Raw genomic sequence first — 26,363 nt, forward strand, 5'->3', positions numbered from 1 at the left:
AAAGGTGTGTTTCGCAGTGCAACATTGGGCCTTGGCCTAATCTGGCGCGCAGATACAATTGCGGGCGCAAATGTGCATATTCCGATGCTTTTGACGTGTTGGGTTCAGATATTTTGCCTTTGCCGGCCTGAGGAAACAAAAAGGAGTTTGCTATGACCGAACCTGCGACGAAAATGGAATTTGGCGGCAAAACCCAGGCATCGACGGCAAAGCTGGAGCTCGGCGGCAAAACCCATGAATTCAAGATCCGAAGTGGTTCGGTAGGACCTGACGTCATCGACATCGGTTCGCTCTACAATACCGCCGGCGTCTTTACCTACGATCCCGGCTTTACGTCGACGGCGAGCTGCGAATCGGAAATCACCTTCATCGATGGCGATGCCGGCATTCTTTTGCACCGCGGCTACCCGATCGACCAATTGGCCGAGCACGGCGACTTCCTCGAAGTCTGCTATCTCTTGCTCTATGGTGAATTACCGACCAAGGCGCAGAAGGACGACTTCGACTACCGGGTGACGCGCCACACCATGGTGCATGAGCAGATGTCGCGCTTTTTCACCGGCTTCCGCCGTGATGCGCATCCGATGGCGGTGATGTGCGGCGTGGTCGGCGCGCTGTCGGCCTTCTATCACGATTCCACCGACATCTCGGATCCTTATCAACGCATGGTCGCCTCAATGCGGCTGATCGCCAAGATGCCCACAATCGCGGCGATGGCGTACAAATACCACATCGGCCAGCCGTTCATTTATCCGAAGAACGAGCTGAATTTCGCAGCCAACTTCCTGCATATGTGCTTCGCCGTGCCTTGCGAGGAATACAAGATCAATCCGGTGCTGGCGCGCGCGATGGAGCGCATCTTTATCCTGCACGCCGATCACGAACAGAACGCCTCGACTTCGACCGTCCGCCTGGCCGGCTCGTCGGGCGCCAATCCCTTTGCCTGTATCGCTGCCGGCATCGCCTGCCTGTGGGGTCCCGCACATGGCGGCGCCAACGAGGCAGCGCTGAACATGCTGGGCGAGATCGGCCATGTCGATCACATCCCGGAATTCATTGCGCGCGCCAAGGATAAGAACGATCCGTTCCGATTGATGGGCTTTGGCCACCGCGTTTACAAGAACTACGATCCGCGTGCCAAGATCATGCAGAAAACGGCGCACGAAGTCCTGGGCGAGCTCGGCATCAAGGACGATCCGCTGCTCGACATCGCCATGGAGTTGGAAAAGATCGCGCTGACCGATTCCTATTTCATCGAGAAGAAGCTCTACCCCAACGTCGATTTTTATTCCGGCATCACCCTTAAGGCGCTGGGCTTCCCCACCACCATGTTCACCGTACTGTTCGCGGTCGCCCGCACCGTCGGCTGGATCGCGCAGTGGAAGGAGATGATCGAGGATCCGCACCAGAAGATCGGTCGCCCGCGCCAGCTCTATACCGGCGCGCCGGAACGGGATTACGTGCCGATCGCGAAGCGGTGAAGGTAGCGAGTAGCGAGTAGCGAGTAGCGAGTAGCGAGTAGCGAGTAGTAGCTGAAGCAGCTTGGCTGTTACCGCCAGCACCATTTCCTACTCACTATTCACTATTCACCCCTTCCTCACCATCCCCATCACCACCCCCGCAGCAATCTCGCCTGACGGCTTGGCGGTTGCCATACGCCCGGCAATGTCGGCAAAACCGTGCTTCTGCCAGGTGCGGCAGGCGGTATCGGAGAACAGCGCTTCCAGTTGCCGCGCCAGATAATGCGGCCGCACATATTGATTGTAGTGTTCCGGCACAACCGGCCGGTCGGCAATGAGATTGGGCAAGGCTGCACTCCATACTTTGATCAGGGGCTGCGCCATGCGCATGACCGGATCGAGCCGGTAGCAGGAGATCATCGGCACACCTGCCAGTGCAAGTTCCAGCGATACCGTCCCCGACGCGATCAGCGCCGCATCCGCCTTGCCGAAGGCCTGCCATTTGCGTTCGGCGTCAAGGATGATCTCCGGCTTCTCGTCCCAGCTCGCAACCGAGGTCCTGACGAGGTCGGCGACGTGCGGGACCGTCGGCAACAGCAGGCGCAAGCGGTGCCCCCGCGCCCGCAGGGTCGACACCGTCTCGCCGAACGGCCCGACCAGGCGTCGCACCTCGCCGCGACGCGAACCGGGCAATACGAGCAACGTTTTGACGTGATCGGCGGACAGGTCACGCGGCTGCGCCTGCGCCCTGGCGGCACTGACTATGCCCGGATCGTGTGCAAGGCGATGCCCGACATAGGTGCCGGGCGGCCCGCCCACGCGAGCGAGTTCCTTCACCTCGAACGGCAGGACGCAAAGAATGTGATCGACATACGGTTTCATCGCCGCCGCCCTGCCCGGCCGCCAAGCCCACACGCTCGGGCAGACATAGTGGACGATCGGGATAGTCGGATCGGCGGCACGCACCTTTTTGGCGACGCGCAGCGAGAAATCCGGACTGTCGATGGTGATAAGGCAATCGGGCTTTTCACCGGCAATCGCGTTTGCCGTCTGGCCGATCCGCCGCATCAGGCGCGGCAGGTCGCGCAGGATGGCGCTAAGCCCCATCAGCGCGATCTCGCTGCCGTCGAACAATGGCGCCAGGCCGAGCGCCCGCAAATGGCGGCCGCCGATGCCGACAAGCCGAACGTCGCGCCCGGTCATGCGTTTTAACGCCTGCACAAGATCGGCACCAAGCAGGTCGCCGGACTCCTCGCCGGCGACGACGGCTATCTTCAACGGCCGCTCATTCGCCATGCGCCGGCTCCGCAGCAGGCAGCCCGATCACGAACAGGCCGAGCGCATTGGCACGCCCGATGGTGGCGGGACCTTCGAGCACCAGCGAGCGGCCGGCTTCTACGGCAATGCCGGCCAGTCCGGCGGCATGCGCCGCCTCGACGGTCAGCGGGCCAATGGAGGGCAGATCGGCACGCAGTTCCTGACCGGGCTTGGCGCATTTGACCAGGACACCGCGCGTCCTGCCCGCCAGCCTGCCGTGCCCGCGCAATTCCCTTGTCCGCTCGAGCAGCCCGTCAGTCCCTTCGACGCCTTCCAGCGCAATGGCGCGGCCGCCGACCGCAACAGCCGCTTGGCCGATGTCCAGCGCGCCGATGGCTTTTGCCGCCGCGTGCGCCGCCTCGATGTCGCGCCAGTCGGCTTTGCGTGGCGCCGCCTTGGTCAGCAGTCCTTCGGCGGCGACCAGCTCCGGCACGATCTCGTGAGCGCCGACGACTTTGATGCCGCTGCGCTCGATCCTGCGCACGAACAATTTCAGCACCGTATCGTCTCCCCGGGTTACACCGACGAAAAGGCTGGGCAGCCAGGCGAGCAGGCCCAAATTGAGGCGCATGGCGCTCAGCCTGGGGCGGCGCGTGATATGACCCGCGGTCACCAGATGCGTAACGTGATGCTGCTTGAGGATCGGCAACAGCGAGCCGACGTCTTCCAGCCTCAGGGTTGCCTGCTCATAGGGCTCGAAATCGGCTATGCGGTCGACCTCGCCCGCCGCCATCACGACGAAGGGCAATTTGCCTTGCCGGGCGAGCGCTCGGGCAATTTCGACCGGGAGGCTGCCGCCGCCGGCGATGATACCGACCTTGGCATCTGGCGCGAGATCAAGGCCCTTTCCGGCAGCCTCAATCTTCGTCATCTGCTCTCAGTCTTCATCATCGGCATCGTCGCCGTCGCCACCCTTGAGCGACGGCACGGCATAGTGCCGCTTGCCGCGACCGGCAATGAAATCGACGATCTTCATGGCAGTCGGCGACGAGGCGAACTCCGCCTTGGCGAATTCGATGTTTTCGCCGACGGTCCGGGAGCGATCGAAGATCGTCTTATAGGCTTTGCGCAGCAAATGGATCTCCGAACGTGGCAGGCCGGCGCGCTTCAGCCCAATGATGTTGAGGCCGCGAAGGCTGGCACGGTTGCCAACCGCGATGGCGTAGGGGATGACATCGCCGACGATCGCCGAGCAGCCGCCGAGAAAGGCGTTATCGCCGATGCGGACAAACTGATGAACCGCGGTAAGGCCGCCGATGTAGACATTGTTACCGACTTCGCAATGCCCGCCTAACGTCGCTTGATTGGCGAAGGTGGCGTTCTTGCCGACCACGCAGTCATGGGCAATGTGGGCATAGGCAAGGAAATTGCCGTTGTCGCCGATCGTCGTTTCGCCGCGGCTGGAATCGGTGCCGACATGCATGGTGACGCCTTCGCGGATCGTGCAGTTCTCGCCGATCACCAGCGTGGTACGGCCGCCCTTGTGCTTGGTGTTCTGCGGTGGTCCGCCCAGTATCGCCATCGGATAAACCTTAGTCGATGCACCGATGGTGGTCGCGCCAATCACCGAGACATGGCTGACCAGTTCGACGCGGTCGCCAATCACGGCATCGGGGCCGACGTGACAGAAGGGCCCGATGCGGGCGCCTTCGCCGATTTGGGCGCCTGCCTCGATGACCGACGATGGATGGATGACTGTCTGGATTTTCATTAGCATTCGTTTGTCAGCCGCTTGCGACCATCATCGCCGAGATCTCGGCTTCCGCCGCCTTGGCGCCATCGACGAGGGCCTCGCAAGCGAATTTGAGAAGATTGCCGCGTTTCTTGATTTTCTTCACATGAATTTTCAACTGGTCGCCTGGAACAACCGGCTTGCGGAACTTGGCATTGTCGATGGTCAGGAAATAAACCAGCGACGGCTTTTCCGTACCAAGGCTGCGGATGCAGATGGCGCCGGCCGTCTGCGCCATCGCCTCGATGATCAGCACGCCGGGCATGACCGGCTGGTCAGGGAAATGACCTTGGAAATGCGGCTCGTTTATGGTGACGTTCTTGATGCCGATTGCGGATTCGTCGCCGTCTATGTCGACGATACGGTCGATCATCAAGAACGGATAGCGGTGCGGCAGGAGCTTCATCAGCCGCATTATGTCAACCACTTCGAGCGTCGCCGCTGCGATGTCAGCCATTTCCCCCCTCACCCTGTCTGCGCGTCCGTGCAAGTCTGCGCAAGGCCGCTATCTCGCGCATGGCTTCCGCCATCGGCTGCGCCGGATATCCTCCCCAAATCTCACCGGCAGGCACATTGCTCATAAACCCGCTTCTTGCGGCAAGCTTGGCGCCGGACCCGATGGTCAAATGATCCGCAAGGCCGACGCCGCCACCCATGGTGACGTTGTCGCCTATCGTCACTGAACCGGAAATACCCGAAAGCCCGGCTATTATGCAATTGCGGCCGATGCGAACGTTGTGCGCGACCTGCACCAGATTGTCGATCTTGGTGCCCTGGCCGATGATCGTGTCGGACATGGCGCCGCGATCGACGGTCGTATTCGACCCGATCTCGACGTCGTCCTGGATGATGACACGGCCGATCTGCGGAACCCGCTCCGGACCCTTGGCGCCGGCCACGAAGCCGAAGCCATCCTGGCCGATCCTGGCGCCGCCATGGATGATGACGCGATTGCCGATCAATGCATATTGCACGCTGGCGCCTGGACCGACATAGCCGTCGCGGCCAATCTGGGAGGAAGGACCGATGACCGCATGAGGGGCAATGACGGTTCCGCTGCCGATGGCAGCGCGCGGTCCGATGACCGCTCCCGCTTCGATGATCGCACCGGGCTCGACATGGGCAGTCGCATCGATATGGGCGTGCGGCGAGATACCGGTTTCGCCGGTCATCGGTCCAGGTGTCGCAGCCGCTGGGAAAAGCAGGCGCCCGACCATTGCGAAAGCCTGCTGCGGGCGCGGATGCACCAGAACCGCGATGCCCGCCGGCGCCTTGCCGGCAAATTCGGCAGGGCAGAGAACCGCTGCCGCCCGCAGTGACTGCATCAGGGCGAAATTGCGCCTGCCATCGACGAAGACAAGAGCGTTCTCGCCGCCTTCGTTGGCGGGAGCCAAAGCGTCGATCGAAACATCGGAGAGAGCGGAATCGACAAGCATCGAGCCGGTCAGATTCGCGACTTCGCCGGCCGTATACCGGCGTGAGGGCGCGAAGAACACCGGATCGGTCATTCCAGAAGCAATATCCAGCTAGCGCATGACCCCGAAATCGGAAATCGATCCTCGGAAAGGATCATGCGCAAATCAAATTGCTACAACGTTCTTTGAGCGTCCGATAGGACGCACTGCGCTGTAGTGTCGGATCACTGACATCCGGATCCAAACGAGCCGGAAGCATCGTTACCCGCACATCAGAAGCGGGTCGATATGCCGAAGTTGAATTCCTGCACGTCGTCGGTCTTTTCCTTCTTGACCGGGATCGCATAGTCGATGCGGATCGGGCCGAAAGGCGATGCCCACATCAAGCCGACGCCGACAGAAGCGCGCCATTCCATGCCGGTCGTCGACTGATTGACGAGGTTGGAGGCAATCTTGCTGCCGTAGAGCGTTGCCGCATCGGCGAACACCGCGCCGCGCAAACCGAAGCTTTCGGGGATGACCGGCAGCGGGAACTGCGCTTCCGCCGAGGCATTGAAGTAGGTGGTGCCGCCGAGATGGTCATTGCTGTTGTCCAAAGCAACCGGGCCGATGCCGCCATATTCGAAACCGCGGATCATACGCTCGCTGCTCTGGAAATGATCGAAGACGCGCAGGTCGCCATTGCCATATCCCTGAACATGGCCGGCACCGCCAGAAATGAGGCCTACCAGATCCAATTGTTCGGACAGCGTCTGATAAATGCTGCCGCGCGCCGTGACCTTGATGAACTTGGCATCGCCGCCGAGACCGGCCACTTCGGTGCCGACATTGGCATAAATGCCGTCATGCGGGTTCTTCATGTCGTCGATCGTATTGTAAATCAGACCGAGACTGACCGAAGACTTGAGCCATGGGCTCTCGTTAACGCCATTTTGGATCGCCTGGGAAACGTCGCAACTGTTGTTCGGGTCGCAGCCCTCGTCGAACTCGTACTTCTCTTGCGCGATGTTATACGCCAGCTGCGTCGTGATATTGTCGGTGATCGGCAGGCCGAAGCGGATGGTCGCGCCCGTCGTATCGCTGTCGTAATGGGTGTAGTTTCGGCTCTGCTTGTAGATGTCGAAACCGGCAGCGATCCGCCGGCCGAGGAAATAGGGTTCGGTGAAAGAGAAGCTGTAGTCGCGCGAGTTCTTGCCACCGCCCGCCGCCACCTTGATAAATTGGCCGCGACCAAGGAAGTTGCGCTCACTGATGGAGCCTTCGACGGACGGACCTGACGTTTCACCGCCAGTCGAATAACCGGCGCCGACCGTGAACTCACCGGTCGATTTCTCGACCACATCGACCACCAGCACAACTTGGTCCGGCTCAGAACCCGGAACGGTGGAAATTTCGACTTTTTCAAAATAATCGAGCGCTTCCAGCCGCCTCTTCGCGCGCTGGATGAGCACCTGATTGAAAGCATCGCCTTCGCTGACATCGAACTCGCGGCGAATGACGTAGTCGCGCGTCCGATCGTTGCCGCGAATCTCGATGCGCTCGATATAGGCCTTGGTGCCCTGATCGACCGTATAGACCACCGAGATCGTGTGGTTTTCGAAGTTGCGGTCGCCGCGCGGCGTCACCTGGGCGAAGGCATAGCCGGATCCAGCGACCTTTTCGGTCAAGGCGATGATCGTGTCCTCGACGTTCTTGGCGTTGTAGACATCGCCCTTGTGGGTCTCGACCACCGATTCAAGCGACTTGCTGTCGACCTCGGGGATCGTGCTTTCGACGCTGACGTCCCCGAACGTGTAACGCTCGCCCTCCTGCACCGTGATGGTAACGGTGTATTTGTTGGTTGTGTCGTCGAGTTCGCCGACAGCCGAGACGACCTGGAAGTCGGCATAGCCGTGATTATAATAGAAGCGGCGCAGCAGCTCTTGGTCGGCGCGCAGCTTGTCCTCGTCATAAACATCGTCGCGCAGCACGAACGACAGGAAGGACGAGCGCTTGGTGGAGATGATGTCCGACAGACGGCGGCTCGAATAGGCGCTATTGCCGACGAAATTGATCGCCGCAATCTGGGTGCGGCCGCCTTCGTTGATGTTGAAGACCACGTTTACCCGGTTGTCGCCGAGATCCATGATCTGGGTGGTCACGGCGGCATCGTCGCGGCCGATACGCCGGTATGCGGCCTTGACCGCCTCGACATCGGCGTCGAGCTGTTGTTGCGAGAAGGTGCCGCGCGGCTTCAATTGCACCGCGGCTGCAAGCGCGTTGTCCTTGAGCTTCTTGTTGCCCTGGAACAGCACCTGGTTGACGACCTGGTATTCGGAAACCTTGATGACCAGCGTCGATCCGACCTGGTTGATCTGCACGTCCGAAAACAGCCCGGTGCCAAACAGCGCCTTGACCGCATCGTCGATGTCGGAGCTGGAAAACGCCTTGCCGGGCTTGATTGTCACGTAATTGCGGATGGTGTCCGCGTCGACACGCTGATTGCCGGTGACTTCGACTCTGGAGACGACAGCCGCCTCGGCGGCCGATGTGGCAACGAACTGCACTGCGAGCGCGCCTGGTACAACCAGAGCAGCGGACATAGCCACCGCGGACGCGGCGCTCAGAAACTTGGATGCTGCCTTCATCGGGCTTTTGTACCTTTTCTCGAAGTCCCCACGGCGAGAAAACCGGACGTGCGGTAATTTCCCCTACCGTATTAACCGGATTTTCCCTACACGCAAGGCTTCTGGTTAATTTGTATTTACTTAACCCTGTGGCGTGGCTTTCGCGTCACGCATATCCCCACGCATGGTAAACGGCGTCTCAACATTGGTCGCGCTGAAGCCAAATTTCTTCATGATTTCAGCACCCAAACAGATCGTTCCAGAAAACAAAGCCCATGAAGCCGAGCACCAGGATGAGGCCGCTCCGATAAGCCATTTCCATCATCCGTTCGGACACTGGCCGTCGGATGACAGCTTCCACGCCGTAGAACAGAAGATGCCCTCCGTCGAGGGGGGGAATCGGCAGAAGATTGAGAATTCCTATCCCGACTGACAGATATGCAACAAGCTGGACGAGCAATTCGAAGCCGAGCTTTGCCGCCTGGCCCGACATCTTGGCGATCTTGATAGGCCCGCCCAGCTGGCACTTGTCCTCGCGGCCAACAACGAAACGCTGCAGGAACTGGCCGGTGCGCTGGATGACGTGTCCGGTTTCCTGGACGGCCGCCCCGACTGCCCCGGCCGGGCTGTAGGTGATCAGCCGCGGCTGGCCGAGTTCCTTGTTGTTGACGACGCCGATCACGGCCACCTGGGCTTTGTTGCCCAATGCGTCTTGTTGTTCCATCAAGCGCGGCGTCGCCGTGACGGTGATTTCCTTGCCGCCGCGTAACATAACGAAGGTGATGCTGTCGCCGGCGCGGCCCGAAACCAGACGCTGGACGTCGGCAAAGGTCTCGACCTTGCTGCCGTCGACGCTGACGAATCGGTCACCGGGCATGATGCCGGCCGCCGCTGCCGGACTGCCTGCGGTGACTTCAGCCACCATCGGCTCGTATACCGGCCGGCCATATATTGAAAACAGCACGGCAAAGACGGCGATCGTCAGCAGGAAGTTGAACAGCGGCCCCGCCACGACGGTCGCCGCCCGCTTCCAGATCGGCTGCGTGTGGAAGGCAACCTTGCGTTCGTCGTCGCTCAGCGCCTCGACCTCCTCCGAGCTGGGCTGGCTCGACGTCGCGTTCATATCGCCGACGAACTTGACGTAGCCGCCGAGCGGTATGGCGCAAAGCTTCCAGCGGGTGCCGCGGCTGTCGTTGAAGCCGATGATCTCAGGGCCGAAACCGATCGAAAAGGCTTTTGCGCCGATACCGCACCAGCGGCCGACGAGGTAATGGCCCATTTCGTGGACGAACACGACCACGGTCAGCACGAACAGGAAAGGCACCAGCGTACCGAGGACAAGGCCGTCCGTGCTGAAAACCGCGTGAAAAATCTCGTTCAATTCATGCCCTCAAATTCATCCACGGCGCAGATCACGCCGCGACTGTGACATCAATCCAGGCGAATCCATGACGCAGCCTCGCGCCGGCCCACCGACGATGCCGTTCAAACCGGAAACAGCCCCTGTGCCGGATGGTCGGCGGTCGCGGAAATCCAGCCGATGACGTATAGGGCGAAAGCCGCCGCGACAAGCCCATCGACCCGATCCATGATGCCGCCATGGCCGGGTATCAGCGTGCCGGAATCTTTACGGCCGTGGCGTCGCTTGACCCATGATTCGAACAGGTCGCCGGCCTGCGCGACGATCGAAAGCACCAGTGCGACCACGCCAAGCACGGCGAGGTTGCCCGTTCCGGCTACTGCGGCCAGAAGCAGACCGGCCACTACGCCGCCGACCACCCCACCGAGCGCCCCGCTCCGCGTCTTGCCCGGCGAGATCGACGGCGCCAGCCTTGGGCCACCGACGGAGCGGCCGACGAAATAAGCAAAAATATCGGTCGCCCAAACCACGGCGAATAGGAACAGAACGGCCAGCAGCCCTGAATGGTCGCCATCACGCAAGAAGGCCAGCGACAAGCCCGACACGGCCGCATAGGCAAGGCCGCATGCTTCCCACGGTCCTGCCTTGCGCATCGACGCCGCGATGGCAGTGACAGCAACCAGAGCCGCCACGAGCGGCAGCAGCAAAGACGCAGGCAGGCCGGCGACGAGGGCACCAATAAAGACCACGATCAGCGCCTCGGGCAGAAAGCCGAGACCTGCCATAGCACCAGCACCTGCCGGGGCAACGGGGCGGCTCATCCGCGTCCACTCGTAGAAGATCACTGCCGCCATGGCAGCGCAAAGCAACCGGAAGGGCAGTCCGCCGAGCCAGGTCAGGCCAAGCGTGACGACGGCAAGCACGACGGCCGAAATGACCCGGAGTTGGAGGTTGCTCATTCCTCAGCCTGAGGCGACATCTTGGGCGGCAAGTCCGCCGAAGCGGCGCTCGCGGCCGGCGAAATCGCGCAGTGCATCGGACAGGTGCTCGCGACTGAAGTCGGGCCAGTAGCAAGGCAGAAAAACGAGTTCACTATAGGCAGCCTGCCATAACAGGAAATTCGACAACCGAAGCTCGCCGCTGGTGCGGATGACCAGTTCCGGATCCGGAATGCCCTCTGTATCGAGCGAGCTGGCAAAGGACTCGGCCGTGATCGCCTCGCTGTCGATCTCACCGCGCGCCACCGCTGTGGCGAGCTTGCGCGCGGTGCGCACGATCTCGTCGCGCCCGCCGTAATTGAAGGCAATGACCAGCGTCAGCGCTTCGTTGCGGAGAGTGAGCGTTTCGGCTTCTTCAAGCAGGCCCCTTATGTCGGGCTGCAGCCCTGCCCTGTCACCGATGACCCTGATCCGCACCCCACTCTGGTGCAGCTCGGCGAGGTCACGTCGGATGAAAAGCTTCAGCAGGCCCATGAGGTCGCTGACTTCGGATTTCGGTCGTGACCAGTTTTCCGACGAGAAAGCGTAGACGGTCAGGAAGGAGATGCCGAGGCCGGGGGCGGCGCGCACTGTCTTGCGCAGCGCCTCGACCCCGGCGCGGTGACCAGCCAGCCGAGGCAAGCCGCGCGCCTTGGCCCAGCGTCCGTTTCCGTCCATGATGATCGCGACATGCGCGGGCGTTGCCATGTTCTCACTTCCGGGCCAGCCGTGGCCAGACCCTAGACCTGCATGATTTCCGCTTCCTTGTCGGAAAGCAGGTGGTCGATGGTGCTGATTGTCTCGTCGGTCAGTTTCTGAACCTGGTCGGCCCGTTTGCGATGGTCGTCCTCACTGATGTCGCCGTCCTTTTCCGCCTTTTTCAGAAAGTCCATGCCGTCCCGGCGAACGTGTCGCGCGGCGACGCGGGCATTCTCGGCATAACCGTGCGAGATCTTGACCAGCTCCCTGCGGCGCTGTTCGTTGAGCTCGGGCAGCGGAATCCTGAGATTGGTACCGTCGACGATAGGATTGAACCCGAGATTGGCTTCACGGATGGCACGGTCGACCGCGCTGACCATCGACTTGTCCCACACCGAAACCGAAATCATGCGCGGTTCCGGAACCGACACTGTTGCCACCTGGTTGATCGGCATGGTGGTGCCATAGGCCTGCACCTGGACGGCATCGAGCAGGTTGCTCGACGCGCGGCCGGTGCGCAGCGAAGCCAGATCATGCTTGAACGCGGCGATCGCCCCGTCCATGCGCCGTTTGAGATCGTCGTATTCGCCACTCATCATCGTCTCCTCGACCCGTTAACCCGGGTTCACTGCTTAGGGTAAGCCCTGTTCGAGCCTCATCCGCAACCGATCCCTTTCGGGTTCATGGTCCGGTCAATCGTCTGCGACGACCGTGCAACGGCCGCCACCCCTCAGGATATCGCCGAAACCACCCTTCTCGTGGATCGAATAGACGATTATCGGAATGTTGTTTTCGCGCGCAAGTGCAATCGCCGCCGTATCCATGATCGAAAGCCCGCGTTTGATGACTTCGTCATGGCTGATCCGCTCGAAACGTGTCGCGTGCGGGTCCTTCTTGGGATCAGCCGAATAGACACCATCGACCTGGGTGCCCTTGAACAGAGCATCGGCTCCGATCTCGGCGGCGCGAAGGGCTGCAGCCGAATCGGTGGTGAAGAACGGATTGCCGGTGCCGCCGGCGAAGATAACGACCTTGCCCTGGTTCATGTAGGCGGTCGCCTGACGCTGCGAAAAACTTTCGCAAAGCTCGGGCATGGCGATCGCCGACAGCACCACGGCGTCGACGCCGATCTTGTTGAGCGAGGTGCGCAGCGCCAGCGAATTGATGACGGTGGCAAGCATGCCCATATGGTCGCCGGTGACGCGGTCTCCGCCTTTTGACGCGACTGCGACGCCACGGAAGATGTTGCCGCCCCCTATGACGACACCGACTTCGATGCCCAATGCGCGGGCCTCGGCGATGTCGGCGGCGATGCGGTCGACCACCGATACGTCGATGCCGAAATGCTGCTCGCCCATCAACGCTTCGCCCGATGCTTTCAGCAAGACACGTCGGTAGAGGGGCTTCACCGTCATCTGGTCCTCGTCATCGTGCGTGTGACGCGTTTCGGCACGCCCCGAAACACTGGGCGTTCCGATACACGAAGGGCGCCACGATGTCACGCGGCGCCCGAGCCGGAAAACTCTCTTCCAGCTTCAGCTTACACTGCAAAAGCACCTTGCATGAACAGGTTCGGCATGTAGCCCGCCGGCTTGTCACCGACTGTCTGACCTCCGGTAAGGCCACCCTGTATTTCCGAGCCGAAGAACGAATACGAGAAAGGGTGTGAATGACCGGCTCACCGCATCGAGCCGTGCCCGAACGTCCTGCGCAATGTCGAAATCGAGCGCGCCGAGGTCGTCCTTGAGTTGATCCTACACCGCGCAAGAAATCGGCCGGGCATCCTCGCGGACACCCGGCCGAAAAAGCCTTTTAAACGAATAGTTTACTTCTTGACCGCTGCCGCGACTTCCGCCGCGAAATCGGTCTCTTCCTTCTCGATGCCCTCACCGAGCGCGAAGCGCAGGTAGGCAGCGATTTTGGCTGGCGCGCCGATCTCGCGTTCGGCATCCTTCAGCGCCTTCTCGACGGTGATGTCGGGATTGAGCACGAAAGCCTGCTTGAGCAGCACGACCTCTTCGTAGAACTTGCGCAAACGGCCCTCGACCATCTTCTCGATAATCGCTTCCGGCTTGCCGGACTGGCGTGCCTGGTCGGCGAAGATCGCCTTCTCGCGCTCCACCGCGGCCGGATCGAGCTCTTCGGTGGTCAAGGCCATCGGATTGGTGGCAGCGACATGCATGGCAACCTGACGGGCGAAGGCGTTCGCGGCATGCGCGTTGCCTGTCGTCTCGATGGCCACCAGCACGCCGAGCTTGCCGAGGCCGTCCGCGACCGCATTGTGAACGTAGGTTGCGACAGCGCCGTGCTCGACGGTGAGCTTGGCCGAGCGGCGGAAGCCCAGATTCTCGCCGATGGTGCCGACGGCGTCCTTGATGGTCTCGGCGACCGACTTGCCCGAGCCCGGATAGGGAGCAGCGGCAACGGCCTCGGTCTTGCCGCCATAGGCAAGCGCGACCTTCGCGACGTTGGCGACGATCTCCTGGAACGCAGCATTGCGGGCAACGAAGTCCGTCTCGGAATTGACCTCGACGATCGCTGCCTCGCGGACGCCCGAATCGACGCCGATCAGGCCTTCGGCAGCGGTACGGCCAGCCTTCTTGTCGGCCTTGGAAATGCCCTTCTTGCGCAGCCAGTCGATGGCTTCTTCCATATTGCCGTTGGTCTCGTTCAACGCCGCCTTGCAGTCCATCATGCCCGCGCCGGTCAAGTCGCGGAGTTCTTTGACCTGTGCAGCCGAAATGCTCATTGTCGCCTCTTTGTCTAAATGCACTGACGCACCATCGATTTTCGATGATGCGCCTGGTGCCGGTAGCGCTTACCGCGCCAACATATTGGAAAGATGAAGGCCGCAGCCGGCCTTCGCTACTATGCTTCCGGGGTCTGGGCTGCCGGGCTCTCGGCGGCCGGGGTCTGCTCGAGCGCCGGCTCGACCGGAGCCTCGACCGATGCGCCGATATCGACACCGAGCGCGCCCTGCTGACGGGCGATGCCGTCGATAGCTGCCTTGGCGATCAGATCGCAATACAGCTGGATGGCGCGGGCCGCGTCGTCATTGCCGGGGATCGGGAAGTCGATCTTGTCCGGGTCGCAGTTGGAATCGATGATGGCAACGACCGGGATGCCGAGACGCTTGGCCTCGAGAATGGCGATCGCTTCCTTGTTGGTGTCGATCACGAACATCAAATCGGGCGTCGAACCCATATCCTTGATGCCGCCCAGCGCCTTGTCGAGCTTTTCACGCTCGCGATCGAGGTTGAGGCGCTCCTTCTTGGTCAGGCCCTGAGCCTCGCCGGCCAGCATCTCGTCGAGCTTGCGCAGGCGCTGGATGGAATTCGAGATCGTCTTCCAGTTGGTCAGCATGCCGCCGAGCCAGCGCGAGTTGACATAGTACTGGGCCGAGCGCTGCGCGGCATCGGCGACAATGTCGGAGGCCTGGCGCTTGGTGCCGACGAACAGCACGCGGCCGCCCTTGGCAACAGTGTCGGAAACCTGCTTCAGCGCCTGGTGCAGCAGAGGCACCGTCTGCGAGAGGTCGATGATATGGATGTTGTTGCGGGCGCCGTAGATATAGGGCGCCATTTTCGGGTTCCAGCGGTGGGTCTGGTGGCCGAAGTGAATGCCAGCTTCCAATAGCTGGCGCATGCTGAAATCAGGCAGAGCCATTCTTATTTCCTTTCCGGTTAGCCTCCACGGACACAGGCATTTTTGGATTTTGTCCTCGAACGCCACCGGAGGTTTCAGCCGGATTTCTCCCGGGCAGACACCAAAGTCCGTGTGTGGAATGAGCGCGCATATAGAGGGGAAGCACGACAAACGCAAGCACTGTGGCGTCTGGCGGCTCAGCGTGCGGCGATCAGCGCACCGGTGTCATTGTCGCATCTTCCCCTTCCGCACCCGCACACGCCGGAAAACGGCGACGATCTCCTCGCGGGTGCATTCGATGGCGCCTAACCGCACTGCGCGGTCACGCTCCAACCCGGTTATGTCATAATGCGGCGCCGATGTCTTGGGCGGCCCTTGATAGGACGAGCGCTTGATGCCGAGCTGCGCGGCGAAGCGATGCAGCTCGTCGGTATCGTCTGCCAGCAGATGACACCAGCGGTGGCCGACCCATTTCCAGATCGCCGCATCGACATAGACCGCCATGAGGTTTGCCGCACTCCTTCATCTTGCGCCGACCAGCACGCCGTTAACGATGATAGAAGGGATTGGCATAGAAAATGAAGGCGCCGCCGGCCTCGAGTTGCGTCATCGTCCTGGTGACGGTCTCCTGCATGCGGTCGTGCAGTTCGGCGAGTGCCTCCTCGACGGAGCCTTGATAAGCGTACAACCCTAGCGGCTCCGGTACCCGGACATAGGCGCGGCGTGGGCCTGCCGGCTGCGGCACGAAACGGTTGATCGTATCGCGCAGCGTACCCTTGCAATAGTCATTGCGGATCCGCTTCAAATGTTCGGCGATCTCCTCCTGCGTGATGCGCGGATTGGCTGAGGCCCACGGCCCGACACGCCGCAGGCGCTGGATCGTATCTGCCAGCGTTCGGACCTGCTTCTGGTTTTCGGTGCCGTCCATGTTCTCTCGAAGCCAGCGCCGCGACCGGCGCAAAAGCTCGGCAGTGTCGAGCGTGTCGGCGTCGACCGAGACAAGTTCAGCAAGGCGACGGCCGAGTTCCGCGAGCAGGTTCTTTTGACGAGCGTCATACGAAACCCGCGCATCGGACCGCAGGCCATACGCAGCCTCATCGCGCGACAGCAACGTCGCATAGATATGATGGATGCGCTCCGGCAGCGAATCGGCGGCACGGCGTTCGATCTTCAGGCTGTGCTCGACATAGGCGCATTCCTTTGCCAGCGCTGCCTCGACATTCCCCGTGAAAGCAAGCTTCCAGATCACGGGCGCTATCCAAACCTTGAAGTCCGGATCGGTCAGGCGGCCGCGCTTCAGCGCCTCGTATCCCATCTCGACCGCGCCTGGCAGCAACGGGGCAACGATGTTGGCATGCCAGCCGACACCGCCTTCGGGATGCAGGAGCACGCCGTGCCCCTTCAGCGCCCAGGCCACCGAATGTTCCTTGGCGGCCGCGCTGTTGCCCGGGATTTGCGCGATCAGATTGTTGGCCAACCAGAATTTCTGCATCAGCCGGCCAAGCCCGTTGACGACGCCGTGCGTGGCCCAGGATGCCGCCAGCGGGCTTACCCGCGAGACGACCTCCTTGTCGATCATCCAGTCGGTAAAGAATTCGGGATGGTTGGGCGTGATGAACGTCGCCTTGCCCGCACCGCAACAAGCCTTCAGCCTTTGCCGGTCATCCTCTGGAAAATCGATGTGGCGGACATTGGCGACGCCGCGCAAACCGGCCAGACGGTTGAACGGCAACAGGTCGCGAAAGCCTGGAATGCCGTGCAGCATGACAATTCGGTTGACGAACGTCATGGCCTTGATCAGCGTCGCATTGGGCCGCGGCGCCACAAAAACGTCGATCCTGCTCAACCTGCTCCCCCACGGCGCTTACCGTCGTAAGACGATGATAGGCAATTGCGGCATGCTCAAGTCGATACGACACGCCCCGCAATATCAAGCGCTACTATCCTGGATAGCGGCCGGCGGCTTGTCGTTGGTTCGAGCCTATTTCGACGGGCAGGTCTTTGGCTGATCGAACAGCGACAGATTGACCAGTTTGCCGGTCATCGAGAACTCGCCATAGTCCATGACGAGATCGCGCGTGATGCCGTTCTTGTGCAGCTTGAAGCTGATCCGGTATTCCGGCACCTCCTCGCCGCCTTTGTCGGCATCATCGAAATAGGCGATGTCGACCGGCCAGTATTTGTCGGTGGCGAGCTTGGCCAGCGCCGGCGCTTCCGGATCGGCGTTGTCGGCATCGGCTTGCTTGCCGACGACGACGGTGGTGGTCACCACCTTGTTGGCATCCTCAGAGCCGTCGAACAGGTTGGTTTCGTAGAAACGCTCGCCCTTTTCCGCCTTGCCGATCATTTCGACCATTTGCTGGGTCGGGAACTGGGTCGGCGCGAGTTCCAGGCTGTTCTTCTCGGGCTTGTCGATATCGACCTTGAGACCGTTGGCCTCCTTCGTTGCGGTACCCTTGACCTCCTTGTCGAGGTTCTGGTCGACAAAGGATTTGTTCACGAAGGAGAAGGTCTTGCCCTCGGCGTCCTCAAAGGTGGTCATCTGCTGGTCTGTCAGCCTGGTGTTGTCGCTGGTTACGATCTGGGTCACCAAACGGAACTTTACCGTATAGCCCTCGCAAGGCGAGCCGTTGAACTCGTAGACCATGCGGCCAGTGATGCCGGTGATGCCGGAGCGGTCGGAGGCTTTGTCGAGTGAAATGTCGTAAACCGCGCGATGCGCCTGCAGCGCCGGCACCGCAAAAGCGGGAGCCGCCCAGGAAGCCGCTGTCAAGAGAACGGCGTTGAATGCAAGGCGCGTTGCGCGCATGGGGTGCTCCGATCATCGCGGCTAATGGCAGGCCGCATGGAAAGATGGTCCAGCTTAAAAAAAGTCGTGGCGGAAGCGAGGCAAAAATAGCAATTTCGGCCCGGCCTGCGCGGCACCTTCAAGCAATAGGGAAATAGCATGAGCGAAACAATCGAAAAGCGGCTAAGCGATCTCGGCGTGTCGCTGCCGGCCGCCGCCGCGCCCGCCGCCAATTACGTGCCCTATTGCAGGACCGGCAATCTGCTGTTCACCGCCGGGCAGTTGCCGCTCAAGGACGGCAAGCTCCAGGCGAGCGGACTGCTTGGCAGCGATGTCGACACCGCGACCGGCAAGGAAGCCGCAAAATACTGTGCGATCAACATATTGGCGCAAGCCCAGGCAGCACTTGGCGATCTCGAGAAAATCCGTCGCTTGGTGAAGATCACCGTCTTCGTCGCCTCGGCACCAGACTTTGTCGAACAGCATCTGGTTGCCAACGGCGCCTCGGATTTTCTCGCCGCGGTGCTCGGCGATCGCGGCACGCACGCTCGCTCCGCCGTCGGCACCGCCTCCCTGCCGCTTAATGCCGCAGTGGAAATCGAAGCGATCTTCGAAGTCGAATGACCGGGACTGCAACCATGACCGATCTTTCCTGGCTGACCGCCCGGCCCGTCGCCCATCGCGGCCTCCACGACATGAACAAGATGCGCTGGGAGAACACCCTTTCCGCCTTCGCCGCGGCGGCCGAGCGCGGCTACGCGATCGAATGCGACGTGCACCTGTCATCCGACGGCGTCCCCGTCATCATCCACGATGGCGATCTGCGGCGGCTGACCGGCGAGAACGGCTTCGTCTGGCAGCGTACGGCTGCCGAGATCACCGCGCTGAAGGTCGGCGGCACCGCTGACCATCTGCCGACGCTGCAGCAGGCGCTTGATCTGGTCGACGGCCGTGTGCCGATGGTTGTCGAGCTGAAAGGAGCTGCCGGGCACGACGAAGGCCTGGTCGAAAGCGTCGGCAAGATGCTCAAGCAATACAAGGGCAAGGCTGCGATCATGTCGTTCGACCATTGGCTGATCCGAGAGTTCCCGAAATATGCTCCCGGCATACCCGGCGGGTTGACCGCGTACGGCAACGACAACCACCTGATCGAGGCGCATTTCGCCATGCTGGCGCATGACATCGCCTTCACCTCCTACGCCGCCGGCGACCTGCCGAACCGGTTCGTCTCCTTCGTGCGAGAAAAACTCGGCATGCCGGTGATCACCTGGACCGTGCACGACCAGCCTGCCGTCGAGCTGACCTTCAAATATGCCGACCAGATGACGTTCGAAGGATTCGAGCCAGATCTGGTACGGCTTGCTTGAGCGGGCTTGTATGGGTCCGCAGCGAGCTTAAGTAAGCCTCATGGATCAAGGGGACGACTGCGAAAGACAAACGGCGAACGCGGAGCTGTCGATCCGCATCGCAGCGGGCATCGGGGCCTTTACCAGCGCTGAATGGGACAGCCTCGGCGGCACTACGCGCGGCGATGCAGAAAACGGCTACAACCCACTTGTTTCATTTGCTTTTTTGAGCGCGCTGGAAGATTCCGGCTGCGCTGTTCGGCGTACCGGCTGGCAAGGCCATCACCTGAGGCTGGAAGCCGCCCGAGGCAAGCTGCTCGGGGCGGTCCCCTGCTATCTGAAGTCGCACAGCCAGGGCGAATATGTATTCGACCATGGCTGGTCGGACGCATTCGAACGCGCCGGCGGGCGCTACTACCCGAAGCTGCAATGCGCGGTGCCGTTCACGCCCGTCACCGGCCCTCGCCTGCTGGTCGGCAAGGGCGAGGACAGTCCCACCGTCAAGGCCGGTCTTGCGGCCGGCCTGAAGGCGGTGACGGATAAGCTCGGCGTGTCTTCCGCCCATGTCACCTTCGCGCCGGAGGACGATGTCCAGATATTGGCGGCGGCCGGTTTCCTGCATCGCACCGACCAGCAGTTTCACTTCTTCAACGAAGGTTTTTCGAGCTATGACGATTTTCTCGCGACGTTAGCGTCGCGCAAGCGCAAGGCAATGAAGAAAGAGCGGCGCGAGGCGCTCGCCGACGGCATCTCGATCGACTGGCTGACCGGCAAGGATCTGACCGAAAAGACCTGGGACGACTTTTTCGCGTTCTACATGGATACCGGCAGCAGGAAGTGGGGCCGGCCCTACCTCAACCGCGATTTCTTCTCCCTAATCGGCGAGCGCATGGCCGACGACATCCTGCTGGTCATGGCCAAACGCAACGGACGCTACATAGCGGGCGCAATCAACTTCATCGGCTCAGACGCGCTCTACGGCCGCAACTGGGGCTGCATCGAGGACCACCCATTCCTGCATTTCGAAGTCTGCTACCATCAGGCAATCGATTTCGCCATCTCGCGCAAGCTGAAGGTGGTTGAAGCCGGTGCTCAGGGCGAGCACAAGCTGGCGCGCGGCTACCGGCCCGTGACGATGCATTCGGCGCACTATATCGCCCATCCAGGTCTGCGCAATGCAGTGGCCGACTACCTCCGGCGCGAGCGGCGCGAAGTCGAGCGGATGAGCGAATATCTGGAAGAGCACACCCCGTTCCGCAAGGACATGGCGGAGTAGGGTAGCGAGCCCAATCGCTCAGCCGCGCGAGCCCGCACGGCCGCTGTCGATCGATCATCTTGCCCACCCGGAACAGCTTCGCTACACGAGACAGCGAGCCAAGAACCGGAGCGCGCGCCATGGCCGAAGCAACCTACGACAGCAGCAACATCTTCGCCAAAATCCTGCGCGGAGAAATCCCTTCGCACCGCGTCTACGAGGATGAAGCGGTCATTGTCTTCATGGATGTGATGCCGCAAGGACAGGGTCACACGCTGGTGGTGCCGAAAGCGCCGTCGCGCAACCTGCTTGACGCCGATCCGGCGGTGCTTGGCCCGCTCTTCGCTCACGTCCAGAAAGTTGCGCGGGCCGTAAAGAAGGCCTTCGATGCCGATGGCGTCACGATTATGCAGTTCAACGAACCAGCTTCGGGGCAGACTGTCTTTCACCTTCACGTCCATGTCATTCCGCGCTTCGAGGGCATTCCCCTGAAACCGCACAGCGGACAGATGGAAAAGCCTGAAATCCTGGCCCAGAACGCCGGCAAGATACGGATGGCGCTGGCAAGCTGAACCGGCGCAAACCGCTCCGGCGGGCGCCGGGTGCTTAACCGGAGGGTGTCACAAAAAAAGCCCCGTTTCCGGGGCTTTTTTACCGACTGGTTCGTCAGTTCTTACGCGGCAGTTGCGGCACAAGACTGCGCTTGCCGCCGTCCTTACCTTTGGGCTCCGGCTTCTGCGCCACCGCCTTTTTCGCGGCGGGCTTCTTTGCCACCGCCTTCTTGGCCTTCGGCACGTCGTCCGGCTCTTCCTTCTTCGGCTTCACCGGCGCCTCGTCGGCGAGCGATTCGAGCTTCAGGCCGGTCTCGCCGGTTTCCTTCTTCTCGACGGTGACACGCACCGTGCCGCCCTTCTTGAGCTTGCCGAACAGCACCTCGTCGGCCAGCGGCTTCTTGATGTGCTCCTGGATGACACGGCCGAGCGGCCGGGCGCCCATGCGCTCGTCATAGCCCTTGTCGGCCAGCCATGCGATTGCATCCTGCGACAAGTCGAAGGTCACGCCACGCTCGGAAAGCTGCGCTTCCAGCTGCATGACGAACTTCTGCACCACCTGATGGATGACCGGCACCGGCAGCGAGCCGAACGGAATGATCGCATCGAGACGGTTGCGGAACTCCGGCGTGAACAGCCGGTTGATCGCCTCGACATCGTCGCCTTCGCGCTTGGTCGAACCGAAACCGATCGCCGCGCGCTGCGCATCGGATGCGCCCGCATTGGTAGTCATGATCAGGATGACATTGCGGAAGTCGATCTGCTTGCCGTTATGGTCGGTCAGCTTGCCGTGGTCCATGACCTGCAACAGGATGTTGAACAGGTCCGGATGCGCCTTCTCGACTTCGTCCAGCAACAGCACGCAATGCGGATGCTGGTCGACGCCGTCGGTCAGAAGGCCGCCCTGGTCGAAGCCGACATAGCCGGGAGGCGCGCCGATCAACCGCGAAACGGTGTGGCGTTCCATATATTCCGACATGTCGAAGCGGATCAGCTCCACGCCGAGCGAGGCGGCGAGCTGCTTGGCCACTTCCGTCTTGCCGACACCGGTCGGGCCCGAGAACAGGTACGAGCCGATCGGCTTTTCCGGTTCCCGCAGGCCGGCCCGCGCCAGCTTGATGGCCGAAGTCAGCGCTGTGATTGCGGTGTCCTGGCCGTAAACGACGCGCTTCAACTCGATGTCGAGGCCTTGCAGCACCTTCTCGTCGTCGGCGGAAACCGTCTTCGGCGGGATGCGCGCCATGGTGGCGATCGTCGCTTCGATCTCCTTGATGCCAATGGTCTTCTTGCGCTTGGCTTCCGGCACCAGCATTTGCGAGGCGCCGGTCTCGTCGATCACGTCGATCGCCTTGTCCGGCAGCTTGCGATCGTTGATGTAACGCGCCGAGAGTTCGACCGAAGCCTTGATCGCCTCGCTCGTGTAGCGGACCTTGTGGAACTCTTCGAAATAAGGCTTGAGGCCCTTCATGATCTCGATGGCGTCCTCGACCGTCGGCTCGTTGACGTCGATCTTCTGGAAGCGCCGCACCAGCGCGCGGTCCTTCTCGAAGAACTGACGGAACTCCTTGTAGGTGGTCGAGCCGATGCAGCGGATGGCGCCGGACGACAGTGCGGGTTTTAACAGGTTCGATGCATCCATGGCGCCGCCGGAGGTGGCCCCTGCCCCGATCACGGTGTGGATTTCATCGATGAACAGCACGGCGCCGGGATAATCCTCGAGCTCCTTGACGACCTGCTTCAGCCGCTCCTCGAAATCGCCGCGATAGCGGGTGCCGGCCAGCAGCGTGCCCATGTCGAGCGCGAAGATGGTGGCATTGTGCAACACTTCGGGAACGTCGCCCTCGACGATGCGCTTGGCGAGGCCTTCGGCGATAGCCGTCTTGCCGACGCCGGGATCACCGACATAGAGCGGGTTGTTCTTGGAGCGGCGGCACAGCACCTGGATGGTCCGGTTGATCTCGCTCTCGCGACCGATCAATGGATCGATCTTGCCGGCCTTGGCCTTGTTGTTCAGGTTGACGCAATAGGCAGTCAGCGCGTCCTGCTGCTGCTTCTTCTTGCCGCCTTCCTCCTGCGGCTCGGCTCCGCTCTGGCTGCCCTGCTCGTCGTCGGCGCCGCGCGGGGTACGCGTCTCGGAAGCGCCGGGGCGCTTGGCGATGCCATGCGAGATGTAGTTGACCGCGTCGTAGCGGGTCATCTGCTGTTCCTGCAGGAAGTAAGCGGCGTGGCTTTCACGCTCAGCGAAGATGGCGACGAGCACGTTGGCGCCGGACACTTCCTCGCGGCCTGACGACTGCACATGGATCACCGCGCGCTGGATGACGCGCTGGAAACCGGCAGTCGGCTTGGAATCTTCATCGTAGCCGGTGACGAGATTGTCGAGCTCGGTGTCGATATAGGTCAGAACCGTATGCTTCAACTCGTCGAGATCGACGTTGCAGGCGCGCATGACGGCCGCCGCCTCGGTGTCGTCGATCAGGGCGAGCAGCAAATGTTCAAGGGTTGCATATTCATGGTGCCGCTCATTGGCGAGCGTCAGCGCTTGGTGAAGCGCCTTTTCCAGGCCTTGGGAGAAAGCCGGCATGTTACCTCACTTCTTCTCCATCACGCATTGCAGCGGATGCTGATTCTGTCGGGCGAAATCCATGACCTGAGACACTTTGGTCTCGGCCACCTCGAATGTATAGACCCCGCACTCGCCCACCCCATGATTGTGAACATGAAGCATTATGCGTGTGGCGGCTTCGCGGTCCTTCTGGAAAAAGCGTTCCAGCACGTGGACCACGAATTCCATGGGTGTGTAGTCGTCGTTAAGAATGAGGACCCGATACAGACTGGGCTTCTTGGTCTTGGTTTTTGTGCGCGTGATGACGGCCGTGCCGCGACCGGCCTCATTGCCGTTGCTGCCGTTCTGCATTCGCACCACGTAGCTCGTGGCAGTCAAACCTGTAGTCACGTAGTCCTGCCTCTTTCGAATCCTCATGCATGCTCGACATGTAGGTGTTCGATGGACGATTTTAAGCCCTTCTGTTTAGCTGACAATATGGCTAGGTGGCCAAACTTGCCCGATTTTTCAAATCGTGAAGACCGTAGGCCCCCGATTTCGAGCTGGCATGAAAAAACCCGGCCGTGCGTTCGCGACCGGGTTTGTCTTTGCAAGCCCAGGGGCCGGCTCGGAATGTTCGTCGAATTTACTTCGCCTTGGCGACGATCGATTCGAACGGCTTGTAGGCTTCCTTGGCGAGTTCGGCATAGAGATCGCCAAGCTTGGTGGCCTCGGTGACGAAGCTCTCATAGGCCCGCTTGGCATAGTCGGACTGGATCTCGATCGCCTTGTCCAGCGACTTGGCGGAAAAGAGCTTCTCGACAGCGGCGCTACCGGCTTCGAAGCTTTTCTTGGTGTACTCGCCCGCCTCGGCGGCGATAGCCTGTGCACCCTTGGACAGCGAGGCGAAGCTCTTCAATCCGGTGTCCGCAAATTCCTTGCCGTATTTGCTGAAATCTTCATAGGTCTGGGTCATTTCACGCTTTCCCTTGAACGGTTGCCTTGGACGATAGACGCGCCTTGTCCGGGCCGCGTTGTGCAATGCGTGTAAATATATTGTGCAGTGCACAAAAAGTCAAGATTCCCGCGGCAATGCGCATCGTGAGCTGCCGGCAATCGCTAAGATTCGAATAAAGAGAAGCTCAATCCCGCAGAAAATGGTGAACGCGGCGGTTACCATAAACGGATTGGTAACGCTGCCCGCGTTAGCGTGGCCGAAGGTGAGGCAGGACCCCTTTGCCGCCTCCAAGGCAACGGAAATTCAAAGGAACTATCAGTGCGTAAGGCGTTGTCGGGCTTCGTTTCCAAATCCGCGTCCCCCCTCAAAACGATCATGATCCTCGCCATGGCGCTGAGCTTCGTCGTCGCGGACGCGGCTTCATCCATGGCGGCCAAGTCGGCGGCCATCGTCATCGATGCCAAGACCGGCAAGGTGCTTTATTCGTCGGATGCCGATGGCCGGCGCTATCCAGCCTCGCTTACCAAGATGATGACGCTTTATCTGACGTTCGAGGCATTGGCGAAGGGCAGGATCAGCAAGAATTCCCCGGTCGTGTTCTCGGCCAATGCCGCTGCCGAGCCGCCGACGAAGCTAGGCGTCAAGCGCGGCAGCTCGGTCACGGTCGAGACCGCGATCCTGTCGATGGTGACCAAATCGGCAAACGATTCCGCAACGGCGCTTGGCGAGATGCTCGGCGGCAATGAAGCCAATTTCGCCCGCATGATGACCGCCAAGGCGCGGGCGCTGGGCATGAGGGGAACCGTTTTCCGCAACGCCAACGGCTTGCCTGATCCCGGCCAGTTCACAACCGCGCGCGACATGGCGATGCTCGGCATCGCCCTGAGAGAGCATTTTCCGCAATATTACGGCTATTTCTCGCAGCGCTCCTTTCTTTATGGGCGGCAGCGCATCAACGGCCATAACCGTCTGCTCGGACGCATCAAGGGCGTCGACGGCATCAAGACCGGTTACACCCGCGCCTCCGGTTACAATCTGGTCTCCTCGGTCTCGGATGGCGATCGGCGGATCGTAGCGGTGGTCATGGGCGGCAGATCCGGCGGCAGCCGCGACAGCCAGATGGCCGGGTTGATCAATGCCTACATGCCGAAGGCCTCGTCGAGCGGCGGCGGCGTGCTGATTGCCAAGGCTGGCGGTGGCAATCCGATTTCAGCCTTGGCCAAGGTGTTTCTACCGAAGCATGACGCGCCTACACCGGACAGTAAGCCGAACGACGATGCCGTTGCCTCCCTTGTCGAGGAAAATGCGCCCGCCGTTGAAGAAACCACTCCGGTCGTTCAGGCTAAGAGGGTCAAGACGACGGCGGTGGCGACGGTGGACGACGTGGCGACAGCCCGGGTCGCCGCAGCCTATGCCGAACCGGCGGCAGAGCTCGATCCGGTCAGCACGGCATCGGTGCCATCCGGCTGGGCAATCCAGGTCGCCTCTTCGCCAAAACAGGCCGAAGCGAAGGCTTACCTCGACAAGGCGACGAAGCAGGCACCCTCCGTTCTGGTCGATGCCTCCGGTTTCACCGTCGCCTTCGACAAGGACGGCGTCACCTACTACCGCGCCCGGTTCGGTGGTTTCGGTTCGAAGACCGCTGCCTGGAAGGCTTGCAACGCTTTGAAAAAGAAGAAGATCGAGTGCTACGCCGTCCAGCAGTAAGC

The 26,363-nt window shown here is 61.2% G+C and carries 24 protein-coding genes and 1 pseudogene; 6 read left to right on the plus strand and 19 right to left on the minus strand.

Going from position 1 to position 26,363, the window contains the following annotated elements; genetic code table 11:
* Positions 1 to 152: 152 nt before the first annotated feature.
* Positions 153 to 1,481, plus strand: coding sequence for a citrate synthase (gene gltA / locus NMG46_RS08895; RefSeq protein WP_254817305.1), 1,329 nt, complete (start codon positions 153 to 155; stop codon positions 1,479 to 1,481).
* A 105-nt stretch (positions 1,482 to 1,586) separates the two neighbouring features.
* Here the strand turns inward: gltA and lpxB are convergent, their stop codons facing one another.
* The 16 genes and pseudogenes from lpxB to NMG46_RS08975 form a co-directional block, all read right to left on the minus strand.
* On the minus strand, positions 1,587 to 2,756 hold the full coding sequence (gene lpxB, locus NMG46_RS08900; protein ID WP_254817306.1) for a lipid-A-disaccharide synthase: 1,170 nt from the start codon (positions 2,754 to 2,756) through the stop codon (positions 1,587 to 1,589).
* Positions 2,746 to 3,665, minus strand: a pseudogene (locus NMG46_RS08905) (LpxI family protein). Before NMG46_RS08905 ends, lpxB begins: the two are co-directional and overlap by 11 nt.
* A complete protein-coding gene (gene lpxA / locus NMG46_RS08910; RefSeq protein ID WP_254817307.1) occupies positions 3,655 to 4,488 on the minus strand; it encodes an acyl-ACP--UDP-N-acetylglucosamine O-acyltransferase in 834 nt (277 codons plus the stop codon). The pseudogene NMG46_RS08905 and the gene lpxA overlap by 11 nt, the downstream one beginning before the upstream one ends.
* 13 nt (positions 4,489 to 4,501) lie before the next feature.
* Complete coding sequence (fabZ, locus tag NMG46_RS08915) at positions 4,502 to 4,966, minus strand: 3-hydroxyacyl-ACP dehydratase FabZ (RefSeq protein WP_254817308.1); 465 nt, start codon at positions 4,964 to 4,966, stop codon at positions 4,502 to 4,504.
* Positions 4,959 to 6,017, minus strand: a complete 1,059-nt coding sequence (lpxD, locus tag NMG46_RS08920; RefSeq protein WP_254817309.1) for a UDP-3-O-(3-hydroxymyristoyl)glucosamine N-acyltransferase — start codon at positions 6,015 to 6,017, stop codon at positions 4,959 to 4,961. Before lpxD ends, fabZ begins: the two co-directional genes overlap by 8 nt.
* 179 nt (positions 6,018 to 6,196) lie before the next feature.
* Complete coding sequence (gene bamA, locus NMG46_RS08925; RefSeq protein ID WP_254817310.1) at positions 6,197 to 8,551, minus strand: outer membrane protein assembly factor BamA; 2,355 nt, start codon at positions 8,549 to 8,551, stop codon at positions 6,197 to 6,199.
* 217 nt (positions 8,552 to 8,768) lie between these two features.
* Positions 8,769 to 9,911: an RIP metalloprotease RseP gene (gene rseP / locus NMG46_RS08930; protein WP_254817311.1), complete on the minus strand. Its 1,143-nt coding sequence runs from the start codon at positions 9,909 to 9,911 to the stop codon at positions 8,769 to 8,771.
* Between the two features lie 104 nt (positions 9,912 to 10,015).
* Positions 10,016 to 10,849: a phosphatidate cytidylyltransferase gene (locus tag NMG46_RS08935; RefSeq protein ID WP_254817312.1), complete on the minus strand. Its 834-nt coding sequence runs from the start codon at positions 10,847 to 10,849 to the stop codon at positions 10,016 to 10,018.
* A gap of 3 nt (positions 10,850 to 10,852) precedes the next feature.
* A complete protein-coding gene (locus tag NMG46_RS08940; protein ID WP_254817313.1) occupies positions 10,853 to 11,575 on the minus strand; it encodes an isoprenyl transferase in 723 nt (240 codons plus the stop codon).
* 32 nt (positions 11,576 to 11,607) lie between these two features.
* Positions 11,608 to 12,162 (minus strand): ribosome recycling factor, encoded by a 555-nt coding sequence (gene frr / locus NMG46_RS08945; RefSeq protein WP_254817314.1) that lies wholly within the window; start codon positions 12,160 to 12,162, stop codon positions 11,608 to 11,610.
* Positions 12,163 to 12,258: 96 nt separating this feature from the next.
* A complete protein-coding gene (pyrH, locus tag NMG46_RS08950; protein ID WP_023674934.1) occupies positions 12,259 to 12,981 on the minus strand; it encodes a UMP kinase in 723 nt (240 codons plus the stop codon).
* Between the two features lie 410 nt (positions 12,982 to 13,391).
* On the minus strand, positions 13,392 to 14,315 hold the full coding sequence (gene tsf / locus NMG46_RS08955) for a translation elongation factor Ts (RefSeq protein ID WP_254817315.1): 924 nt from the start codon (positions 14,313 to 14,315) through the stop codon (positions 13,392 to 13,394).
* A gap of 119 nt (positions 14,316 to 14,434) precedes the next feature.
* Positions 14,435 to 15,232 (minus strand): 30S ribosomal protein S2, encoded by a 798-nt coding sequence (gene rpsB, locus NMG46_RS08960; RefSeq protein ID WP_254817316.1) that lies wholly within the window; start codon positions 15,230 to 15,232, stop codon positions 14,435 to 14,437.
* A gap of 204 nt (positions 15,233 to 15,436) precedes the next feature.
* Positions 15,437 to 15,715 carry a DUF4031 domain-containing protein gene (locus tag NMG46_RS08965; protein WP_254817317.1) on the minus strand — a complete coding sequence of 93 codons (279 nt, stop codon included), beginning with the start codon at positions 15,713 to 15,715 and terminating at the stop codon, positions 15,437 to 15,439.
* Positions 15,716 to 15,758: 43 nt separating this feature from the next.
* Complete coding sequence (locus tag NMG46_RS08970) at positions 15,759 to 17,057, minus strand: hypothetical protein (protein WP_254817318.1); 1,299 nt, start codon at positions 17,055 to 17,057, stop codon at positions 15,759 to 15,761.
* 135 nt (positions 17,058 to 17,192) lie between these two features.
* Positions 17,193 to 18,020: a cell envelope integrity EipB family protein gene (locus NMG46_RS08975; protein WP_023674927.1), complete on the minus strand. Its 828-nt coding sequence runs from the start codon at positions 18,018 to 18,020 to the stop codon at positions 17,193 to 17,195.
* 138 nt (positions 18,021 to 18,158) lie between these two features.
* Here NMG46_RS08975 and NMG46_RS08980 point away from each other — a divergent pair, with 138 nt between their 5' ends.
* The 4 genes from NMG46_RS08980 to NMG46_RS08995 all read left to right on the plus strand — a co-directional run bounded on the left by NMG46_RS08980 (position 18,159) and on the right by NMG46_RS08995 (position 21,172).
* On the plus strand, positions 18,159 to 18,623 hold the full coding sequence (locus NMG46_RS08980; protein WP_254817319.1) for a RidA family protein: 465 nt from the start codon (positions 18,159 to 18,161) through the stop codon (positions 18,621 to 18,623).
* 14 nt (positions 18,624 to 18,637) lie between these two features.
* Entirely contained in the window at positions 18,638 to 19,366 is a 729-nt protein-coding gene (locus NMG46_RS08985; RefSeq protein WP_254817320.1) for a glycerophosphodiester phosphodiesterase, read from the plus strand.
* Positions 19,367 to 19,406: 40 nt separating this feature from the next.
* Positions 19,407 to 20,621, plus strand: a complete 1,215-nt coding sequence (locus NMG46_RS08990) for a GNAT family N-acetyltransferase (protein WP_254817321.1) — start codon at positions 19,407 to 19,409, stop codon at positions 20,619 to 20,621.
* Between the two features lie 119 nt (positions 20,622 to 20,740).
* Positions 20,741 to 21,172, plus strand: coding sequence for an HIT family protein (locus NMG46_RS08995; RefSeq protein ID WP_254817322.1), 432 nt, complete (start codon positions 20,741 to 20,743; stop codon positions 21,170 to 21,172).
* A 94-nt stretch (positions 21,173 to 21,266) separates the two neighbouring features.
* Here the strand turns inward: NMG46_RS08995 and clpA are convergent, their stop codons facing one another.
* The 3 genes from clpA to NMG46_RS09010 all read right to left on the minus strand — a co-directional run bounded on the left by clpA (position 21,267) and on the right by NMG46_RS09010 (position 24,672).
* Positions 21,267 to 23,735: an ATP-dependent Clp protease ATP-binding subunit ClpA gene (gene clpA, locus NMG46_RS09000; RefSeq protein WP_023674922.1), complete on the minus strand. Its 2,469-nt coding sequence runs from the start codon at positions 23,733 to 23,735 to the stop codon at positions 21,267 to 21,269.
* Between the two features lie 6 nt (positions 23,736 to 23,741).
* Positions 23,742 to 24,068: an ATP-dependent Clp protease adapter ClpS gene (gene clpS, locus NMG46_RS09005; RefSeq protein ID WP_023717744.1), complete on the minus strand. Its 327-nt coding sequence runs from the start codon at positions 24,066 to 24,068 to the stop codon at positions 23,742 to 23,744.
* A gap of 274 nt (positions 24,069 to 24,342) precedes the next feature.
* The gene (locus tag NMG46_RS09010) at positions 24,343 to 24,672 is read right to left on the minus strand and encodes a phasin family protein (protein WP_254817323.1); all 330 of its coding nucleotides are present in this window, start codon (positions 24,670 to 24,672) and stop codon (positions 24,343 to 24,345) included.
* 300 nt (positions 24,673 to 24,972) lie between these two features.
* Here NMG46_RS09010 and NMG46_RS09015 point away from each other — a divergent pair, with 300 nt between their 5' ends.
* Entirely contained in the window at positions 24,973 to 26,361 is a 1,389-nt protein-coding gene (locus NMG46_RS09015; RefSeq protein WP_254817324.1) for a D-alanyl-D-alanine carboxypeptidase, read from the plus strand.
* Positions 26,362 to 26,363 lie beyond the last annotated feature (2 nt).

Origin of the sequence: Mesorhizobium sp. LMG 17147, assembly GCF_024297145.1 — a bacterium.
In the GTDB taxonomy this organism is placed as follows: Bacteria; Pseudomonadota; Alphaproteobacteria; order Rhizobiales; family Rhizobiaceae; genus Mesorhizobium.

Bases quoted from the DNA above. Each gene is read 5' to 3' on its own strand.
- gltA (WP_254817305.1), top strand. From the start codon at position 153: ATGACCGAACCTGCGACGAAAATGGAATTTGGCGGCAAAACCCAGGCA.
- lpxB (WP_254817306.1), bottom strand. From the start codon at position 2,756: ATGGCGAATGAGCGGCCGTTGAAGATAGCCGTCGTCGCCGGCGAGGAG.
- lpxA (WP_254817307.1), bottom strand. From the start codon at position 4,488: ATGAAAATCCAGACAGTCATCCATCCATCGTCGGTCATCGAGGCAGGC.
- fabZ (WP_254817308.1), bottom strand. From the start codon at position 4,966: ATGGCTGACATCGCAGCGGCGACGCTCGAAGTGGTTGACATAATGCGG.
- lpxD (WP_254817309.1), bottom strand. From the start codon at position 6,017: ATGACCGATCCGGTGTTCTTCGCGCCCTCACGCCGGTATACGGCCGGC.
- bamA (WP_254817310.1), bottom strand. From the start codon at position 8,551: ATGAAGGCAGCATCCAAGTTTCTGAGCGCCGCGTCCGCGGTGGCTATG.
- NMG46_RS08935 (WP_254817312.1), bottom strand. From the start codon at position 10,849: ATGAGCAACCTCCAACTCCGGGTCATTTCGGCCGTCGTGCTTGCCGTC.
- NMG46_RS08940 (WP_254817313.1), bottom strand. From the start codon at position 11,575: ATGGCAACGCCCGCGCATGTCGCGATCATCATGGACGGAAACGGACGC.
- frr (WP_254817314.1), bottom strand. From the start codon at position 12,162: ATGAGTGGCGAATACGACGATCTCAAACGGCGCATGGACGGGGCGATC.
- pyrH (WP_023674934.1), bottom strand. From the start codon at position 12,981: ATGACGGTGAAGCCCCTCTACCGACGTGTCTTGCTGAAAGCATCGGGC.
- tsf (WP_254817315.1), bottom strand. From the start codon at position 14,315: ATGAGCATTTCGGCTGCACAGGTCAAAGAACTCCGCGACTTGACCGGC.
- rpsB (WP_254817316.1), bottom strand. From the start codon at position 15,232: ATGGCTCTGCCTGATTTCAGCATGCGCCAGCTATTGGAAGCTGGCATT.
- NMG46_RS08965 (WP_254817317.1), bottom strand. From the start codon at position 15,715: ATGGCGGTCTATGTCGATGCGGCGATCTGGAAATGGGTCGGCCACCGC.
- NMG46_RS08975 (WP_023674927.1), bottom strand. From the start codon at position 18,020: ATGCGCGCAACGCGCCTTGCATTCAACGCCGTTCTCTTGACAGCGGCT.
- NMG46_RS08980 (WP_254817319.1), top strand. From the start codon at position 18,159: ATGAGCGAAACAATCGAAAAGCGGCTAAGCGATCTCGGCGTGTCGCTG.
- NMG46_RS08985 (WP_254817320.1), top strand. From the start codon at position 18,638: ATGACCGATCTTTCCTGGCTGACCGCCCGGCCCGTCGCCCATCGCGGC.
- NMG46_RS08990 (WP_254817321.1), top strand. From the start codon at position 19,407: ATGGATCAAGGGGACGACTGCGAAAGACAAACGGCGAACGCGGAGCTG.
- NMG46_RS08995 (WP_254817322.1), top strand. From the start codon at position 20,741: ATGGCCGAAGCAACCTACGACAGCAGCAACATCTTCGCCAAAATCCTG.
- clpA (WP_023674922.1), bottom strand. From the start codon at position 23,735: ATGCCGGCTTTCTCCCAAGGCCTGGAAAAGGCGCTTCACCAAGCGCTG.
- clpS (WP_023717744.1), bottom strand. From the start codon at position 24,068: ATGCAGAACGGCAGCAACGGCAATGAGGCCGGTCGCGGCACGGCCGTC.
- NMG46_RS09010 (WP_254817323.1), bottom strand. From the start codon at position 24,672: ATGACCCAGACCTATGAAGATTTCAGCAAATACGGCAAGGAATTTGCG.